Source organism: Streptomyces sp. NPDC002825, assembly GCF_040295385.1.
Taxonomy (GTDB): domain Bacteria; phylum Actinomycetota; class Actinomycetes; order Streptomycetales; family Streptomycetaceae; genus Streptomyces.
Map to the genome: position 1 here is coordinate 37,570 of NZ_JBEOVH010000035.1, position 17,301 is coordinate 54,870.

Here is a 17,301-nt window from a genome sequence, read left to right on the forward strand (position 1 = left end):
CGGGACACCGGGCTCCGTTGTCGTGGTCCGTGTGCTGCTCTCGATCGTCGTCCCGTGCTTCAACGAGGAGGACGTCCTCGCCCGCTTCCACGACCGTGTGACCGCCGAACTCGCCCGTCTCGACGGGGAGTTCGAGCTGGTCTACGTGGACGACGGAAGCCGGGACGGGACCCTCCCGCTCCTCCGTGAGCTCGCGGGGCGCGACCCGGACCGGGTCCGCTACCTCTCCTTCAGCCGCAACTTCGGCAAGGAGGCCGCGATGCTCGCCGGGCTCCGGCACGCCGCCGGCGACGCCGTCGTGATCATGGACGCCGACCTCCAGCACCCGCCGGAGCTCGTGCACCGCATGGCCGCCCTGTACGCCGAGGGGTACGACCAGGTCGTCGCCCGCCGCACCCGCGAGGGGGACCGGGTCACCCGTACCCTCACCGCCCGCCTCTACTACTGGGCGATCAACCGGCTCGTCGACGTCGAGCTCGTCGACGGCGTCGGCGACTTCCGGCTCCTGTCCCGCCGCACGGTCGACGCGGTCCTCGGCCTCGGCGAGTACAACCGCTTCTCCAAGGGCCTCTTCTCCTGGGTCGGCTTCCGCACGACGACCTTCTCCTACGAGAACGCCGTCCGCGAGCAGGGCCGCTCCAAGTGGTCCTTCGGCAAGCTCCTCAACTACGGCCTCGACGGACTCCTCTCCTTCAACAACAAGCCCCTGCGGGCCGCCGTCCACCTCGGCCTCCTCCTCACCGTCGTCGCCCTCGGCTACGCGGCCTGGATCGTCGGCGACGCCCTCGTCAACGGCGTCACCACCCCCGGCTACGTCACCCTCCTCGTCGCCGTCACCGCGCTCGCCGGCGTGCAGATGGTGATGGCAGGACTGATCGGCGAGTACGTCGGACGCATCTACTACGAGGTGAAGCGCCGGCCGCACTACCTGTTCAAGGAGACGAGCGGAGGTGCGCAGGCGGCCGACACCCGGGTGACGGGTGAGTCGTTGTGGGAAACAGTCGCTCCGAAGTAGTGGCTCCGGCCCCGGCGACTCCCTACCATCGATCACCGCAAGGTCGTTCAACTGACGCACGACCAGCCCGGGAGGCTCCTTTGCACCGCCGCACTGCGCTCACCGTGTCCGCCGCCCTGCTCGCCGCGGCCCCGCTGCTCACCGCCTGCGGCAGTGACGCCCACCCAGGAGCGGCGGCCGTCGTCGGCGGCGAACGCATCGACGTCTCCAGCGTCCAGGCCCAGGTCGCGGACGTCCGGGCCGCGCAGGCGGCCTCGCCGCAGTCCGCCCAGCTGGTCGCCGCGACCGGCGACCTCAGCCGCCGCAAACTCAACGTCATGATCTTCGACCGGGTCGTCGACAAGGTCGCCCGGGACCAGGGCGTCACCGCCACCCGCGCCGAGCTCCAGCAGACCAGGGCCTCCTTCGTCCGCCAGGCCGGCGGCGAGGACCAGCTCGCGGCCGTCCTCCTCCAGGAGCAGGGCGTGGCGCCCGACCAGATCGACGCCTTCGTCCGCCGCAACGTCCTCATGAACAAGATCGCGACGAAGCTGGGCGCGAGCGACGACGCCGCGGGCCAGAAGAAGCTGACGGACGTCTTCTCCGCCGCCTCCAAGGACCTCGCCGTCGACGTGAACCCGCGCTTCGGCCGCTGGGACGACGCCCAGGTCCGCCTCTCGGACACCACCGCGCCCTGGCTCCACCAGATCAGCCAGGACCCGGCCGCCGTCCCGTCCGGTGCGTGAGTCCGGGTAAGTTCGAAGGGTGACTTCTGAGAGCCCCGGCCGCATCGTCCTGCTCACCGCCAGCCACCGCGTGGCCCCCGGACTGCTGTCCTGGCCCGCCTGGCAGGCGCTGCACGGGGCCGACCGGGTGCTCTGCCCCGACGGGGACCACCCCCAGCTGCCCTACCTGAGGGAGGCCGGCGTCGCCGTCGAGCACGCCCGGCCCACCGCCGAGGAGCTCGTCGAGGCCTGCGCGGGGGGACGCACGGTCCTGCTGCTGCCCTCCGGCGAGGGGGACAGGGCGCTGACCGACGGCCTCGCCCGGCTCGCCGGCTCCGGCCGCGTCTCCATGCCCGACCTGGAGCTGCTGCCCGGCTCGTACGACCTGCCCGGCGCCCGTCTCCTCGACCTCGTGCAGATCATGGACCGCATCCGCCGCGAGTGCCCCTGGACCTCGCGCCAGACCCACCAGGGGCTCGCCAAGTACGCCATCGAGGAGGCGTACGAACTCGTCGAGGCGATCGAGGAGGGCGACCGGCACGAGCTGCGCGAGGAGCTCGGGGACGTCCTGCTGCAGGTCGTCTTCCACTCCCGGATCGCCGAGGAGGACGCGGAGGAGCCCTTCTCCGTGGACGACGTCGCCGGGACGCTCGTCGAGAAGCTGATCCACCGGCACCCGCACGTCTTCGGCGACGCGACCGCCGAGACCCCCGAGGACGTCCACGCGCACTGGCTGCGCACCAAGGCGATCGAGAAGCAGCGGGAGTCCGTGACGGACGGCGTCCCGCTCGGCCAGCCGGGCCTGGCGCTCGCCGCGAAGCTCGCGGGGCGGGTCCGGTCGGCGGGGCTCGACGTGAAGCTCCCGGCCGGTGAGGGCATCGGGTACGAACTCCTCGCCCTCGCGGCCCGCGCCGAGGCCTCCGGCGTGGACCCGGAGGCGGCCCTGCGGGCTGCGGCCCGTACGTACCGGGACGCGATCCGCGCGGCGGAGGGGCTGTAGCGCGGGTGAGCGGGTGACCCGTCACGCGGACCGGAGGAAGAACCGGACCGTCGTCGGGCCCGTGCAGCGGAACTCGTGGCCCGAGACGCGCCCGTACGGACGGCCCGCCCGGACCGGACACGCCCGTCCTCTGCCGCATGGCGTACGGACGACTACCCCTCGCGCGGCGCCCGGGCCTCCGGGTTGTGCCAGAGGGGGGCCGGGGGGCCCAGGAGGCGTTCGGCGGCGGTGCTCGGGCGGGTGGTGAAGCGGCCCACGGACGGCAGGGTGTCGTGGTGGATCCGCGCGGGCTCGGTGCCCAGCTCCTCCAGGACCTCGCGGACATCCGTCAGGAAGGCCGGCGGCCCCGCGAGGTACACGTCGTGCGCGGACCAGTGGACGCACGCCCGCAGCGCCTGGAGCAGCCGCTCCGTCGCCTGGTGCCGGCGCTGGCGCGGGGCGGCCGTGATGTAGGTGACGTGGAGTCCGGGGAGCCGTTCCTTCAGGAGCTCGACGTCCTCGCGCCCGTACAGGTACTCCTTCGCGCGGGCCACCACGAACAGTCGGCCCTGGAGCTCCGGCTCGGCCTCGGCGGCCTCCGCGAGCAGCGCCCGCACCGGGGCCCAGCCCGTACCCCCGCATATGTAGGTGCGCAGTCCGCCCCGGGGCGTCCGCGCGGTCAGCCCGCCGCCGGGGGCGCTGAGCCGCAGCACCTCGCCCGGTCCCGTCTCCTCGACGAGCGCCGTGCTCATCGCGCCGCCCGCCACCCGGCTGACATGGAGCTCCACGGTGCCGTCAGGGCGGGGCGCGTCGGCGAGGGAGTAGGTGCGCCAGACGCGCGGGACCCGCAGCGAGCTGACGCTGACGTACTGGCCGGGGCGGAACGGCAGCGGCTGCCGGGGGCGGAGGGTGAGGACGGCCAGGTCCTCGCCGTACCGCTCGTGGCGGACGACGTCCGCGTCCCACCAGGCGGGCTCCCCGGCGCGGGCCGCGGTGTCGGCGCCCGCGAGCATCAGGTCGGAGACGAGGCCGTACGCCTCGGACCACGCCTTCTCCGCCTCCATGGTCCAGGCGGCGCCGGCGGCGTGCGCGAACGCGGCGAGCAGGCTCTGCCCGACGGCCGCGTACAGTGCGGGGGCGGCGAGGAACTTGCGGTGGTCGCGGCCCAGCTGCCCCAGGTACGTCGCGAGTCCGGGTTCCTCCAGATGCGTCACCACGTGCGTGAGGGCGGCGAAGAGCCGGTCCCGCTGGGGGAGCATGTCCTCGGGGAACAGCTCGCGCACACCCGGGTTGTGCCAGAAGAGGTGCGAGTAGAAGAACGTGACGGCCTGCTCTGCGCGTCTCTCGACGACCGCGAACGTGCTTCTGAGTAGCTGAGGATCCACTGACAAGAATCTAGGGCACGACATGCGCCTCTTGATCACAGGTTCTCCACGAACGTGACGCCCGGGGCCGCCCTGTACGGTCGTGACGTGAGTACGACCCCCGGCCCCAGTCCCGCCCCCGAGCTCTTCACCTGGGAGTTCGCGAGCGATCCGTATCCCGCCTACGCCTGGCTGCGGGAGCACGCGCCCGTGCACCGGACGACGCTGCCCAGCGGGGTCGAGGCCTGGCTCGTGACGCGTTACGCGGACGCCCGGCAGGCCCTCGCCGACCAGCGGCTCTCCAAGAACCCTGCGCACCACGACGAGTCGCCGCACGCCAAGGGGAAGACGGGCATCCCGGGCGAGCGCAAGGCCGAGCTGATGACGCATCTGCTCAACATCGACCCGCCGGACCACACCCGGCTCCGGCGGCTCGTGTCGAAGGCCTTCACCCCGCGCCGGGTCGCCGAGTTCGCGCCGCGCGTGCAGGAGCTGACGGACCGGCTCATCGACTCCTTCGTGGCGCGGGGGAGCGCCGACCTCATCCACGAGTTCGCCTTCCCGCTCCCCATCTACGCGATCTGCGATCTGCTCGGGGTGCCGGAGGAGGACCAGGACGACTTCCGGGACTGGGCCGGGATGATGATCCGGCACGGCGGGGGGCCGCGCGGCGGGGTCGCCCGGTCGGTGAAGAAGATGCGCGGCTATCTCGCGGAGCTGATCCACCGGAAGCGCGAAGAGCCGGGAGACGACCTGATCTCGGGGCTGATCAAGGCCTCCGACCACGGCGAGCACCTCACCGAGAACGAGGCGGCGGCGATGGCGTTCATCCTGCTGTTCGCCGGCTTCGAGACGACCGTCAATCTGGTAGGAAACGGACTTTACGCGCTTCTTCGGAACCCCGAGCAGCGCGCGCGGCTCCAGGAATCCCTCGCCGCCGGGGAGACCGGACTCCTGGAGACCGGCGTCGAGGAACTCCTGCGGTACGACGGGCCCGTGGAGATGGCGACCTGGCGGTACGCGACACGCGCGCTGACCATCGGCGGGCAGGAGATCCCGGCGGGCGACCCGGTGCTCGTGGTGCTCGCCGCCGCCGACCGGGACCCGGAGCGGTTCGACGGCCCCGACACCCTCGACCTCGCCCGGCGCGACAACCAGCACCTCGGCTACGGGCACGGCATCCACTACTGCCTCGGCGCTCCGCTCGCCCGCCTCGAAGGTCAGACGGCGCTCGCGACCCTGCTGACTCGCCTGCCCGATCTGCGACTTGCCGCCGACCCTTCCGAACTCCGGTGGCGCGGTGGGCTCATCATGCGTGGTTTGCGCACGCTTCCGGTGGAGTTCTCCCCTTCCGTACCCCTCTTGCACACTGACGGACCATCAGAAATGTGATCTTCACGTGATCGCGGGGCGATCGACTTGTGACGGGCGTTCGAATACCGCTACGTTTCCCGGCAGTCTCAGCCGTCACGCGAAAGGCCCTCCTATGCGTTCCGGGAACGGACGACACCGTCGCCCCCGTCAGGCCCCCGCCATCGTCGTCGCCGCGGGCGTCACCGGATCCGCCATGGCGCTGCCGCTGCTCGCCACCGGATCCGCCTCCGCCGCCGACGCCGCCACCTGGGACCGGGTCGCCGAGTGCGAGTCCGGCGGCCAGTGGAGCGCCAACTTCGGCAACGGCATGTACGGCGGCCTGCAGTTCACCCAGGACAGCTGGGAGCGGCACGGCGGTCTCGCGTACGCGCCCAGCCCCGACCTCGCCAGCCGCGCCCAGCAGATCGCGGTGGCCGAGAAGGCGCTCGCCACGGGCAGCGACGAGTGGGCCACCTGCGCGCCGATCGCCGGCCTGAAGAACGACGGCAAGGCCACGGGTGTGAACCCCGGCCCGACCGTCGTCCCGACCACGCCCACGGGCCCCCTCCCCGAGTCCAACCGCACCACGGGCACCGAAGGCTCGGCGGCCGGGCGCTCCGCCGCGTCCGCGACCCCGGCCACTCCCGCGACGCCCGCCACGCCCAGCGCTCCGGCGACCTCCGCGACCCCGGCCACGCCCGCGACCCCGGCCACGCCCGGCACGTCCGCGAGCCCGGTCACACCCGACGCATCCGTTACGCCCGGTACGCCGGATTCGTCCGAGACGCCGAAGGGTGACGTGCCGTCGGCCACGCCCGGCACCGGCAAGCACCGGGGTGAGGCCGCCCCGGAGGAATCCGGCACAACGGACGGTTCGCTCGAAACCGGCCGACACGCGTCGAGCCCGGACAAGCCTGCGGAAAAGGTCGACTCCACGACGGCGGCTGACGGTGTGAAGCACGCGGGCGCAACGGACAGTCAGGACACTTCGGGCGAATACACCGTGCGACCCGGTGACAGCCTGTCCGACATCGCGGAGGAGAACGAACTCCCCGGAGGCTGGACCGCCCTCTACGACGCCAACCGGGGGACCGTGGGCACCGATCCGAACCTCATCCTGCCTGGTCAGAGCCTTGACCTGACGGCGGGTTCGACGGCGGCGGCGGGTTAGTTCGCGGTCTTATGTCCGGTTCTGGGCAAGTGAGACATGGGTCTCTTCGTCCCAACTGGCGTGTCACGTCCGCAAACTTTGCTTCCGTCACCTCTCACCTGCGCAAACACCGCCCACCGGAGGGCAAGCAGGGGCGATATTTCCGCAATAAGCCTCTTTGAACTTCCGGTGGGTCTGTGTCTACGGTCGTCACCGCTCGCCACCGCGGGCCCCGTCGACCGAAACGCCGAATCCTGCCGTCGGCCGCCGGGAACAGTCGTCGCGCAAGCGCCGAAGGCAGGAGTGGGGGACCCAAGGTAAGTGCCGGTCCCGGCCGTTGAGACAGACGGCCGACGACCGGCTTGGGGTGAAGCCGCGTGCAAGGACACGCGGCCGGGCAACTTTCCGGCCCGAACCCGACAGCTCACCTCACAGGCGTCGGTGAGGAGAATCCCCATGCTGTTTTCCGCCAAGGGCAAACACCGCCGTCCCTCCAAGGCCGCCCAGGTCGCCACGCTCGTCGGCGTGACCGGTGTCGCCGTCGCCGCCCCGCTGCTGACCGCGGGCACCGCCTCGGCCGCCACCACCGCCGAGTGGGACACCGTCGCCCAGTGCGAGTCCGGCGGCAACTGGTCCATCAACACGGGCAACGGCTTCTACGGCGGCCTGCAGTTCACCAACTCCACCTGGGCCGCCTTCGGTGGCACCGCCTACGCCCCGCGCGCCGACCTGGCCTCGAAGGCCCAGCAGATCGCCATCGCCGAGAAGGTCCTCGCGGGCCAGGGCAAGGGTGCCTGGCCGAGCTGCGGCGTCGGCCTCTCCAGCGCCTCGTACGACGGCGGCGCCGCCGAGACCGCCCCGCAGCAGAGCGAGCCCCAGCAGGCCGCCCCGCAGCAGGCCGCCCCCAAGCAGCAGGAGCGTCGCGCCGAGCAGCCGACCAGCCGCAGCGAGCAGCGCAAGGCGCCGAAGACCGTCACCACCCCGACCGGCAAGAAGGTCAAGAAGGGTGACGGCGAGTACAAGGTCGTCGCCGGCGACACCCTCAGCAAGATCGCCCAGGCGCACGGCGTCAAGGGCGGCTGGGCCAAGCTCTTCGAGCTGAACAAGGACGTCGTCGAGAACGCCGACCTCATCTACCCGGGTCAGCAGCTCCACCTGAAGTGAGCCCGGCGGCTCGCGTGAGTCCGGCGGCTCACGCGGCCCCGACGACCCTCCCGCGGTGACCACCCCGGTCCGGCGTGCCCTTCCCCCGTGCGCGCCGGACCGGGGTTCCCCCGTTTCAGGCGGGGCTCCGTGGTTACCGTCCAGTAGATCTGGGGTCCTTCGTCCCGGGATGCGTGCCCTTGGGTCCTTTTTCGTCCCAGGGGGCGGGCGCACGGCGGGCCGGAGCCCCCGAGCCGGTTAGGCTCTTGTCGCAAGGCCACGCGACCCTGCACGACCTTGCGTCACATCCAGCGTCACATCCCAGAAGGAGATGCTCGTGCCGTCCATCGACGTCGTCGTAGCCCGGGAAATCCTGGACTCCCGAGGCAACCCCACGGTCGAGGTCGAGGTCGGCCTCGACGACGGCAGCACCGGCCGTGCTGCTGTTCCGTCCGGCGCCTCCACCGGTGCGTTCGAGGCCATCGAGCTTCGCGACGGTGACCCCAACCGCTACCAGGGCAAGGGTGTCGAGAAGGCCGTCCTCGCCGTCATCGAGCAGATCGGCCCGGAGCTCGTCGGCTACGACGCCACCGAGCAGCGCCTGATCGACCAGGCCATGTTCGACCTGGACGCCACCGAGAACAAGGGCTCGCTCGGCGCCAACGCCATCCTCGGCGTCTCCCTCGCCGTCGCGCACGCCGCCTCCGAGGCCAGCGACCTCCCGCTCTTCCGCTACCTGGGCGGCCCGAACGCGCACCTGCTGCCCGTTCCGATGATGAACATCCTCAACGGTGGGTCGCACGCCGACTCCAACGTGGACATCCAGGAGTTCATGATCGCCCCGATCGGCGCGGAGTCCTTCTCCGAGGCCCTCCGCTGGGGCACCGAGGTCTACCACACCCTCAAGTCCGTCCTGAAGACCAAGGGCCTCTCCACCGGCCTCGGCGACGAGGGCGGCTTCGCCCCGAACCTGGACTCCAACCGCGAGGCGCTCGACCTCATCCTGGAGGCCATCAAGCAGGCCGGCTACGTCCCGGGCAAGGACATCGCGCTGGCGCTCGACGTCGCCGCGTCCGAGTTCTACAAGGACGGCGTGTACGAGTTCGAGGGCAAGTCCCGCTCGGCCGCCGAGATGACCGAGTACTACGAGGAGCTCGTCTCCGCGTACCCGCTCGTCTCCATCGAGGACCCGCTGTTCGAGGACGACTGGGCCGGCTGGAAGGTCATCACCGACAAGCTCGGCACCAAGGTCCAGCTCGTCGGCGACGACCTGTTCGTCACCAACCCGGAGCGCCTCGCCCGCGGCATCGAGGAGGGCACCGCCAACGCCCTCCTGGTCAAGGTCAACCAGATCGGCTCCCTGACCGAGACCCTGGACGCCGTCGAGCTCGCCCAGCGCAACGGCTTCAAGTGCATGATGTCGCACCGCTCCGGCGAGACCGAGGACGTCACCATCGCCGACCTCGCCGTCGCCACCAACTGCGGCCAGATCAAGACCGGCGCCCCGGCCCGCTCCGAGCGCGTCGCCAAGTACAACCAGCTCCTGCGCATCGAGGAGATCCTCGACGACGCCGCGGTCTACGCCGGCCGCAGCGCCTTCCCGCGCTTCAAGGGCTGAAAAGGCCTGACGCTGTAATAGGGCCGGCCTCTCCGTAGGGCGGCTTCCGTACGTCCCCGTACTCGGTCCCGTACCGTGTGCGGGGACGTCCGCGTGAACAGGGGAGGCGACACGACATGGCCGCGAAGGACCGGGACCGGTTCTCGACCGCGACCCGGATCAGGCTGCTCGGCGAGCAGACCGCCGCCCGTGTCTACCGCTCCCAGACCCGCCGCCAGGCCCGCCGCTCCCGGCTCACCGGCCGCGCGGCCTTCCTCGCCCTCGTGGTCTGCTCCCTCGTCGTGGCCCTCGCCTACCCGATGCGGAGCTACGTCTCCCAGCAGGGCGAGATCGCCGAGCAGGAGCGCAGGGCCGCCGAGGCCGCCCGGCGGGTCGAGGAGCTGAAGGACGAGAAGGCCCGCCTCCAGGACCCGGCCTACGTCCGCCGCCTCGCCCGCGAGCACCTGCACTACGTGCTCCCCGGCGAGACCGGCTTCACCGTGAACGACCCCGACGCGGAGCAACGGCCCCGCGCCGACCAGGGCGCGGCCGACCGCCCCTGGTACGACAACCTCTGGGACGGCGTCGACCACGCCGACCGTCCCTGACCCCTCCGCGACACGAACAAGGCAGACATGGAAACGCCCCCTCCGCAGACCGAACGCACCGAGCCCACCGAGACGGACATCGCCGCCTTCGAGCTCCAGCTCGGCCGCCCGCCCCGCGGCCTGCGCGCCATCGCGCACCGCTGCCCGTGCGGGAACCCGGACGTCGTCGAGACCGCGCCCCGGCTCCCCGACGGCACGCCGTTCCCGACCACGTACTACCTGACCTGCCCCCGGGCGGCCTCGGCCATCGGCACCCTGGAGGCCAACGGGGTCATGAAGGAGATGCAGGCCCGGCTCGCCACCGACCCGGAGCTGGCCGCCGCCTACCGGGCCGCGCACGAGGACTACATCGCCCGACGTGACGCCATCGAGGTCCTGGAGGGCTTCCCGAGCGCCGGCGGCATGCCGGACCGGGTCAAGTGCCTGCACGTGCTCGTCGGCCACTCCCTGGCCGCGGGCCCGGGCGTGAACCCGTTCGGCGACGAGGCCCTCGCGATGCTGCCGGAGTGGTGGGCGAAGGGCCCCTGCGTGAACCCGTGCGCCGACAAGGATGAGGAAGAAGGAGCGAAGTGACCAGGGTCGCGGCAATCGACTGCGGTACGAACTCCATCCGCCTCCTCGTCGCCGACGTGGCTGTGCCCGAGAGCGCCTCCGGCGCGGGGTCGACGGGCGAGCTGATCGAGCTGGACCGGCGGATGACGATCGTCCGGCTCGGGCAGGGCGTCGACAAGACCGGCCGGCTCGCCCCCGAGGCCCTGGAGCGGACCTTCGCGGCCTGCCGCGAGTACGCCGAGGCCATCAAGGAGCTGGGCGCCGAGCGGCTGCGCTTCGTCGCCACCTCCGCCTCCCGCGACGCCGAGAACCGCCAGGACTTCGTGAACGGGGTCGTGGAGATCCTGGGCGTCGAGCCCGAGGTCATCACCGGCGACCAGGAGGCCGAGTTCTCCTTCACCGGCGCCACCGGCGAGCTGCACGGGGACGACCGGCGCCTCGTCGTGGACATCGGCGGCGGCTCGACGGAGTTCGTGGTCGGCAACAAGCACGTCGAGGCCGCCCGCTCCGTCGACATCGGCTGCGTCCGGCTCACCGAGCGGCACGTCCGCCACGACCCGCCGACCGCCGAGGAGGTCGCCGCGATCCGCGCCGACGTCCGTACCGCGCTCGACCTGGCCGCCGAGACCGTCCCGATCGACGCGGCCGACACCCTCGTCGGACTCGCCGGCTCGGTCACCACGGTCGCCGCGATCGCCCTCGGACTCCCCGAGTACGACTCCGAGAAGGTCCACCACTCCCGGATCTCCGCCGCCCAGGTCGCCGAGGTGACCGAGCGGCTCCTCGCCTCCACCCACGACGAGCGGGCCGCGATCCCCGTCATCCACCCCGGCCGGGTCGACGTGATCATCGCCGGAGCCCTCGTCCTGCGGGAGATCGTGGAGCGCGTCGGGGCCCGCGAGGTCGTCGTCAGCGAGCACGACATTCTCGATGGGATCGCTCTATCCGTGGCATAGCGGGCGACTATCGAGCCCTCCGGCGACACCCCGTCGGAAAAGGTTCGTGAAGTTCTTCACAAGGAAAAGGGCCCTGATGGCGCCCGAGGAAGGTCATTGGGCCCTCCGAGGGGCGTCTCAGGGCCCTTTCGCAGGTCCGGAGGCCGATTCGCTCGATGTTTCCATCGTGTGAAGCTGGGCTCCGGTTCAGCGTTAACGGGGGCTCTCCAGGCCAGTTCACAAGGGGTGAACAACGTTCGCCCTTGCACCCTGGTTCCTTTGCAGCGCCATGACATGGATCACGTGGGCGGCGGAGTGTAGCAGAGGTGTCCACAGACCTTGTGAAGGGGCGCACGAGCACCCCCCTCAGGAGGGGTGGATACTCGATCCCATGAGCACCACGGAGCGTCCCAGGATCCTCGTAGTAGGCGGCGGGTACGTAGGCCTGTACGCAGCTCGGCGCATCCTCAAGAAGATGCGCTACGCGGAGGCGACCGTCACGGTCGTCGACCCGCGGTCGTACATGACCTACCAGCCCTTCCTCCCCGAAGCCGCCGCCGGCAGCATCTCTCCGCGTCACGTCGTCGTCCCGCTGCGACGCGTCGTCCGCGGAGCCGAGGTGCTCACCGGCCGGGTCACCACCATCGACCAGGACCGCAAGGTCGCCACGATCGCGCCGCTCGTCGGCGAGGCGTACGAGCTGCCGTTCGACTACCTGGTCATCTCGATGGGCGCGGTCTCGCGCACCTTCCCGATCCCCGGCCTCGCCGAGCAGGGCATCGGCATGAAGGGCATCGAGGAGGCCATCGGCCTGCGCAACCACGTCCTCGAGCAGCTCGACAAGGCCGACTCGACCACCGACGAGGAGGTCCGCCGCAAGGCGCTGACCTTCGTCTTCGTCGGCGGTGGCTTCGCCGGCGCCGAGACGATCGGCGAGGTCGAGGACATGGCCCGCGACGCCGCGAAGTACTACCAGAACGTGTCGCGCGAGGACATGCGCTTCATCCTGGTCGACGCGGCCGACAAGATCCTTCCCGAGGTCGGCCCCAAGCTCGGCCAGTACGGCAAGGAGCACCTGGAGTCCCGCGGCATCGAGATCTACCTCGAGACCTCCATGGACTCCTGCGTCGACGGCCACGTCGTCCTGAAGAACGGCCTCGAGGTCGACTCCAGCACGATCGTCTGGACCGCCGGTGTGAAGCCGAACCCGGCGCTCGCCCGCTTCGGTCTGCCGCTCGGCCCCCGCGGCCACGTGGACTGCAACGAGAAGCTCCAGGTCAACGGCATGGACTACGTGTGGGCCGCGGGCGACAACGCCCAGGTCCCGGACATGGCCGCGATCAAGGCCGGCGTCCCGCGCGAGCGCGCCTGGTGCCCGCCGAACGCCCAGCACGCCCTGCGCCAGGCCAAGGTCCTCGGTGACAACGTCGTGGCCGGCATGCGCGGCTTCCCGCAGAAGGAGTACAGCCACGCCAACAAGGGCGCCGTGGCCGGCCTCGGTCTGCACAAGGGCGTCGCGATGATCGTCATGGGCAAGGTGAAGATCAAGCTCAAGGGCCGTCTCGCCTGGTACATGCACCGTGGCTACCACGGCATGGCGATGCCGACCTTCAACCGCAAGATCCGCGTCTTCGCCGACTGGACCCTCGGCATGTTCCTCAAGCGCGAGGTCGTGTCGCTCGGCGCCATGGAGACGCCGCGCGAGGAGTTCTACGAGGCGGCCAAGCCCGCCCCGGCGCCGGCCGCCCCGGCGCAGGAGAAGGCCAAGGCCTCCTAAGCGGCACCGGCACCACCCGCAGTACCCAGCAGCACCAGCAGTTCCAGCAGTTCCAGCAGTACACGCAAGGCCGTAAAAGGGCCGTCCGCCATCCGTGGTGCGGACGGCCCTTCGCGTGTTTTGCCGACTTGTTGCGCGGCGCCGGGACTGCAAACGCCTACGGACGGTGTTCCCTTGGTGACGAGCATTTCTGGGGCACGAGATCACGGAGGTGTGCACCATGGCCGACGCCGCGTCGCGGCTGACGACACTCGCCGAGGAACTCCTCGGAGAACCGCTCCCGGTCCGCCTGCGAGCCTGGGACGGCAGCGAGTCCGGGCCCAAGGGCGGCCCCGTCCTGATCGTCCGCGACCGCCGGGCCCTGCGCAGGATGATCTGGAAGCCCGGCGAACTGGGCCTGGCCCGCGCCTGGGTGGCCGGCGAGATCGACGTCGAAGGCGACCTCTACGAGCTCCTGGACCGCCTCTCGGGCCTCCTGTGGGAGCGCGGCGAGGAGACCAGGAGCCTGCTCGACTCCGTACGCGACCCCAAGCTGCGTGCAGCCGCCCGCGCCCTGCTGCGGCTCGCCGGGCCCCTGCCGCCGCCGAAGCCCCCGGCCGAGGAGATGCGCGGCCGCCACGGCAGCCGGCACAGCAAGCGCCGCGACAAGCAGGCGATCAGTCACCACTACGACGTGGGCAACGACTTCTACGAGCTGGTCCTCGGCCCCTCGATGGTCTACTCGTGCGCGTACTGGACGGAGGACGGCACCCTCGAGGACGCCCAGCGCGACAAGCTGGACCTCATCGCCCGCAAGCTGAACCTCAAGGCGGGCGACCGGCTCCTCGACGTGGGCTGCGGCTGGGGCTCCATGGCCATCCACGCGGCCCGCGAGTACGGCGCCAGGGTCGTCGGCGTCACCCTCTCCCGCGAACAGGCCGCCTACGCCCGCAAGCGGATCGCCGACGAGGGCCTCACCGACCTGATCGAGATCCGGGTCCAGGACTACCGCGACGTCGCCGACGGCCCGTACGACGCGATCTCCTCGATCGGCATGGCCGAGCACGTCGGCGCCGCGAAGTACCGGGAGTACGCCGACGACCTGTACGCCCTCCTCAAGCCCGGCGGGCGGCTCCTGAACCACCAGATCTCCCGGCGCCCGGAGCCCGACGAGGAGGCCTACGAGGTCGACGCGTTCATCGACGCGTACGTCTTCCCCGACGGCGAACTCGCCCCCATGGGACGCACCCTGACGACCCTGGAGGACGCCGGCTTCGAGGTCCGGGACGTCGAGGCGATCCGCGAGCACTACGCGCTCACCCTGCGCCGCTGGGTGGCCAACCTGGAGGCCGGCTGGGACCGGGCGGTCCGGCTCACCTCGCCCGGACGGGCCCGGATCTGGCGGCTCTACATGGCGGCCTCGGCGGTCTCCTTCGAGCGCAACCGGATCGGCGTGAACCAGTTCCTCGCGGTGAAGACCCCCGTGTCGGGGAAGAGCGGGACGGCGCTGCGTCCGCGCGTCTGGCAGGAGTGAGACGACGAAGGGCCGGTCTCCCGTGGGGGAGACCGGCCCTTCGTGCGGGCGGGTCCTACTCGGCCTTGATGGCGGTGAGCATGTTCAGCTTCGCCGCGCTGCGGGCCGGCCACAGGGAGGCGAGGACGCCGACCAAGGCAGCCAGGACCACGAAGATCCCGATGCGGTCCCAGGGCACGACCAGGCCGTAGCCCGGCAGGCTGCTCTCGAAGGTCTTGCCGAGGGCCCAGGCGAGGAAGGTGCCGAGGCCGATGCCGACCACCGCGCCGAACACCGAGATGACGACGGCCTCCAGACGGACCATCCGCTTCACCCGGCGCCGGTCGAGACCGATGGCCCGGATCATGCCGATTTCCTGCTGCCGTTCGAAGACGGACATCGCGAGGGTGTTGACGACACCGAGGACGGCGATGAGCAGAGCCATCGCGAGCAGGCCGTACATGATGTTCAGCAGGAGGTTGATCTGCCCGCCGAAGGTGTCGCGGATGTCCTTCTGGTCGAGGACGGTGATGGCCGGGTTGTCACCCATGGCCTTGGCCAGCGCCCGCTCGTTCGCGTCGCTCGCGCCGCCGTCGGTGGAGACGAAGATCCGCGGGATGTACGGCTGCGGGTCGTGCGCGTCGAGGATCTTCGCGTCGACGAGGACGGGGGAGAGGAGCTCGCTCTCCTCGTAGATCGCGCCGACGGTCAGCGTGCTCTTCTTCTTGTCCACGTACTCGACCGGGACGGTGGAGCCGACCTTCAGGCCGCGGCCGGCGGCGGTCTTGTCCGCGACGGCGATCTTCCCCTCGCCGAGCGAGGCCAGCGAACCGTTCACGACCCCGACGTTGAGGACCTTCTCGATGTCGCCGGGGATGACGCCGGAGGCGGAGACGAACCTGCCCTTGAGGTCGAAGCCGCCGAACTGGTCGGGGGAGACCGCGGTGACGCCCGGGGCCTTCTCCAGGGCCGTCAGGGCCTCTCTGGACAGGCCGTTGCCGCTGGCCATGGTGACCATGTAGTCGGCCTTGACCTGATCGACGGTCATCTTGTCGAGGGCCTGGCCGGCGCTGACGCCGATCACGGACAGGCCGGTGACCAGGGTGAGGCCGATGGCGAGCGCGGAAGCGGTGGCGCCGGTGCGGCGCGGGTTGCGGACCGCGTTGAGGCCGGCGAGCTTGCCGGAGATCCCGAAGGCCGCCTCGAGGAGGGGGCGGAGCAGGGCGATCACGGGCCGCACCAGGAACGGGATGAGGACGATGACGCCGATGAGGGTGGCGAAGGCGCCGCCCGCGATGGTCAGGCGGCCCTCGTCGCCGCCGGTGTTCGCGCCGAGCACGATGAGGACGGCACCGATCGCGGTGATCGCGGCACCGATCGAGTTCCGTACGACCAGGGACTTGGTGGACGGCGTCGCGTGGACGCTGTTCATCGCGGCGACCGGCGGGATCTTCGCGGCGCGGCGGCCGGGCAGCCAGGCGGCCAGCGTGGTGATGACGACGCCGACGCCGAAGGCGGCCACGGCCGGGGTGGCGCCGAGGACCAGAGAGCCGTCCGGGACCTTCATGTCGAAGGCGGCCATGCCGGAGCGCAGGGCCACGGCGAGCCCGATGCCGAGGACGTATCCGACGGCGGAGGCGAGCAGGCCGACGATGCCGGCCTCGGCCAGGACGGAGCGGGTGATCTGCTTGCGCGAGGCACCGACCGCGCGCATCAGGGCCAGTTCCTTGGTGCGCTGGGCGACCAGCATGGTGAAGGTGTTGGAGATCAGGAAGATGCCGACGAAGAGCGCGATGCCGGCGAAGCCGAGCAGCGTCTGGTTCAGGGCGCCGAGGCCGGCCTCGATGTCCTTGGCCTGCTGGTCGGCGAGCGCCTGCCCGGTCTGGGCGGTGGCGGCCTTCGGGACGACCTTCAGGACCTCGTCGCGGAGCTTCTCGGCGTCCGCGCCGGGGGCCGCCGTGACGTTCATGTCCGAGTAGTAGCCGGGCTTGAGGTAGAGCTTCTGGGCGACCGGGGCGTCGAAGACGACGAGGCTGCCGCCGGCGTTGACGGCGCCGTCCTCGGTGGTGAAGACGCCGGAGAGGGTGAACTCCTTGACCGGGCCGTTGGTGGCGACCCGGACCCGGTCGCCGACCTTGTAGCCGCCCTTGTCGGCGGTGTCCTTGTCGAGGGCGACCTGGTCGTCCGTGGCCGGGCCGTTTCCGGTGGTGAAGGCGAGGGCCGGGTCCTTGCCGTCCTTGCCGGGGGCGAAGTTGGTGCCCTTGTTGGACCAGCCGACGCCGATCAGCTTGCCGTTCTTGTCCGGCACGCCGGCGAAGCCGTCGACGCGCGGGGCGACGGCGGTGACGCCGTCGAGCTTCGCGACCTCGTCGACGGTCCGCTGGGAGAGGCCGGGGTTCTTGAGGGCCTCCTCCGGGTTCGGCCGGAGGCTGACCGCGACGGCCACGTCGTCGTAGCTCTTGGCCGACTGGTTGCGGAAGGCCTGGGAGAGGGTGTCGGTGAAGACGAGGGTGCCGGAGACGAAGGCCACGCCGAGCATCACGGCGAGGACGGTCATCAGCAGCCGCGCCTTGTGCGCGAGGACGTTGCGCAGGGCGGTACGGAACATGGGTGGGTCCTGGGGTCCTGGAGG

The 17,301-nt window shown here is 71.1% G+C and carries 14 protein-coding genes and 1 riboswitch; of the genes, 12 read left to right on the forward strand and 2 right to left on the reverse strand.

Annotated features, from left to right (window positions below):
* Positions 1-31 precede the first annotated feature (31 nt).
* The 3 genes from ABT041_RS32825 to ABT041_RS32835 all read left to right on the forward strand — a co-directional run bounded on the left by ABT041_RS32825 (position 32) and on the right by ABT041_RS32835 (position 2,719).
* Positions 32-1,015, forward strand: coding sequence for a glycosyltransferase family 2 protein (locus ABT041_RS32825; RefSeq protein ID WP_351191376.1), 984 nt, complete (start codon positions 32-34; stop codon positions 1,013-1,015).
* Between the two features lie 80 nt (positions 1,016-1,095).
* Positions 1,096-1,740, forward strand: coding sequence for a SurA N-terminal domain-containing protein (locus ABT041_RS32830; protein WP_351191378.1), 645 nt, complete (start codon positions 1,096-1,098; stop codon positions 1,738-1,740).
* A 19-nt stretch (positions 1,741-1,759) separates the two neighbouring features.
* Entirely contained in the window at positions 1,760-2,719 is a 960-nt protein-coding gene (locus ABT041_RS32835; RefSeq protein WP_351191380.1) for a nucleoside triphosphate pyrophosphohydrolase, read from the forward strand.
* A 152-nt stretch (positions 2,720-2,871) separates the two neighbouring features.
* Here the strand turns inward: ABT041_RS32835 and ABT041_RS32840 are convergent, their stop codons facing one another.
* The gene (locus ABT041_RS32840) at positions 2,872-4,083 is read right to left on the reverse strand and encodes a globin domain-containing protein (protein WP_351191385.1); all 1,212 of its coding nucleotides are present in this window, start codon (positions 4,081-4,083) and stop codon (positions 2,872-2,874) included.
* A gap of 87 nt (positions 4,084-4,170) precedes the next feature.
* Here ABT041_RS32840 and ABT041_RS32845 point away from each other — a divergent pair, with 87 nt between their 5' ends.
* The 9 genes from ABT041_RS32845 (at position 4,171) to ABT041_RS32885 (ending at position 14,690) form a co-directional block, all read left to right on the forward strand.
* The gene (locus ABT041_RS32845) at positions 4,171-5,454 is read left to right on the forward strand and encodes a cytochrome P450 family protein (RefSeq protein WP_351191387.1); all 1,284 of its coding nucleotides are present in this window, start codon (positions 4,171-4,173) and stop codon (positions 5,452-5,454) included.
* Positions 5,455-5,548: 94 nt separating this feature from the next.
* Entirely contained in the window at positions 5,549-6,586 is a 1,038-nt protein-coding gene (locus ABT041_RS32850) for a transglycosylase family protein (protein WP_351191389.1), read from the forward strand.
* 258 nt (positions 6,587-6,844) lie between these two features.
* A riboswitch (cyclic di-AMP (ydaO/yuaA leader) is annotated at positions 6,845-7,018 on the forward strand.
* 3 nt (positions 7,019-7,021) lie between these two features.
* Positions 7,022-7,729, forward strand: a complete 708-nt coding sequence (locus tag ABT041_RS32855; RefSeq protein WP_351191391.1) for a transglycosylase family protein — start codon at positions 7,022-7,024, stop codon at positions 7,727-7,729.
* 310 nt (positions 7,730-8,039) lie between these two features.
* Positions 8,040-9,326: a phosphopyruvate hydratase gene (eno, locus tag ABT041_RS32860; protein ID WP_351191393.1), complete on the forward strand. Its 1,287-nt coding sequence runs from the start codon at positions 8,040-8,042 to the stop codon at positions 9,324-9,326.
* Between the two features lie 116 nt (positions 9,327-9,442).
* Positions 9,443-9,913 (forward strand): FtsB family cell division protein, encoded by a 471-nt coding sequence (locus tag ABT041_RS32865; protein WP_189805618.1) that lies wholly within the window; start codon positions 9,443-9,445, stop codon positions 9,911-9,913.
* 27 nt (positions 9,914-9,940) lie between these two features.
* Complete coding sequence (locus ABT041_RS32870; protein WP_351191395.1) at positions 9,941-10,486, forward strand: DUF501 domain-containing protein; 546 nt, start codon at positions 9,941-9,943, stop codon at positions 10,484-10,486.
* Positions 10,483-11,421, forward strand: coding sequence for a Ppx/GppA phosphatase family protein (locus tag ABT041_RS32875; protein ID WP_351191397.1), 939 nt, complete (start codon positions 10,483-10,485; stop codon positions 11,419-11,421). Before ABT041_RS32870 ends, ABT041_RS32875 begins: the two co-directional genes overlap by 4 nt.
* A gap of 370 nt (positions 11,422-11,791) precedes the next feature.
* Positions 11,792-13,177 carry an NAD(P)/FAD-dependent oxidoreductase gene (locus ABT041_RS32880; protein ID WP_351191399.1) on the forward strand — a complete coding sequence of 462 codons (1,386 nt, stop codon included), beginning with the start codon at positions 11,792-11,794 and terminating at the stop codon, positions 13,175-13,177.
* 220 nt (positions 13,178-13,397) lie between these two features.
* Positions 13,398-14,690, forward strand: coding sequence for a class I SAM-dependent methyltransferase (locus ABT041_RS32885; RefSeq protein ID WP_351191401.1), 1,293 nt, complete (start codon positions 13,398-13,400; stop codon positions 14,688-14,690).
* Between the two features lie 55 nt (positions 14,691-14,745).
* Here ABT041_RS32885 and ABT041_RS32890 read toward each other — a convergent pair whose 3' ends face one another.
* On the reverse strand, positions 14,746-17,277 hold the full coding sequence (locus ABT041_RS32890; protein WP_351191403.1) for an ABC transporter permease: 2,532 nt from the start codon (positions 17,275-17,277) through the stop codon (positions 14,746-14,748).
* Between the last annotated feature and the right edge of the window lie 24 nt (positions 17,278-17,301).

Bases quoted from the DNA above. Each gene is read 5' to 3' on its own strand.
- ABT041_RS32850 (WP_351191389.1), top strand. From the start codon at position 5,549: ATGCGTTCCGGGAACGGACGACACCGTCGCCCCCGTCAGGCCCCCGCC.
- ABT041_RS32855 (WP_351191391.1), top strand. From the start codon at position 7,022: ATGCTGTTTTCCGCCAAGGGCAAACACCGCCGTCCCTCCAAGGCCGCC.
- eno (WP_351191393.1), top strand. From the start codon at position 8,040: ATGCTCGTGCCGTCCATCGACGTCGTCGTAGCCCGGGAAATCCTGGAC.
- ABT041_RS32865 (WP_189805618.1), top strand. From the start codon at position 9,443: ATGGCCGCGAAGGACCGGGACCGGTTCTCGACCGCGACCCGGATCAGG.
- ABT041_RS32870 (WP_351191395.1), top strand. From the start codon at position 9,941: ATGGAAACGCCCCCTCCGCAGACCGAACGCACCGAGCCCACCGAGACG.
- ABT041_RS32880 (WP_351191399.1), top strand. From the start codon at position 11,792: ATGAGCACCACGGAGCGTCCCAGGATCCTCGTAGTAGGCGGCGGGTAC.
- ABT041_RS32885 (WP_351191401.1), top strand. From the start codon at position 13,398: ATGGCCGACGCCGCGTCGCGGCTGACGACACTCGCCGAGGAACTCCTC.
- ABT041_RS32890 (WP_351191403.1), bottom strand. From the start codon at position 17,277: ATGTTCCGTACCGCCCTGCGCAACGTCCTCGCGCACAAGGCGCGGCTG.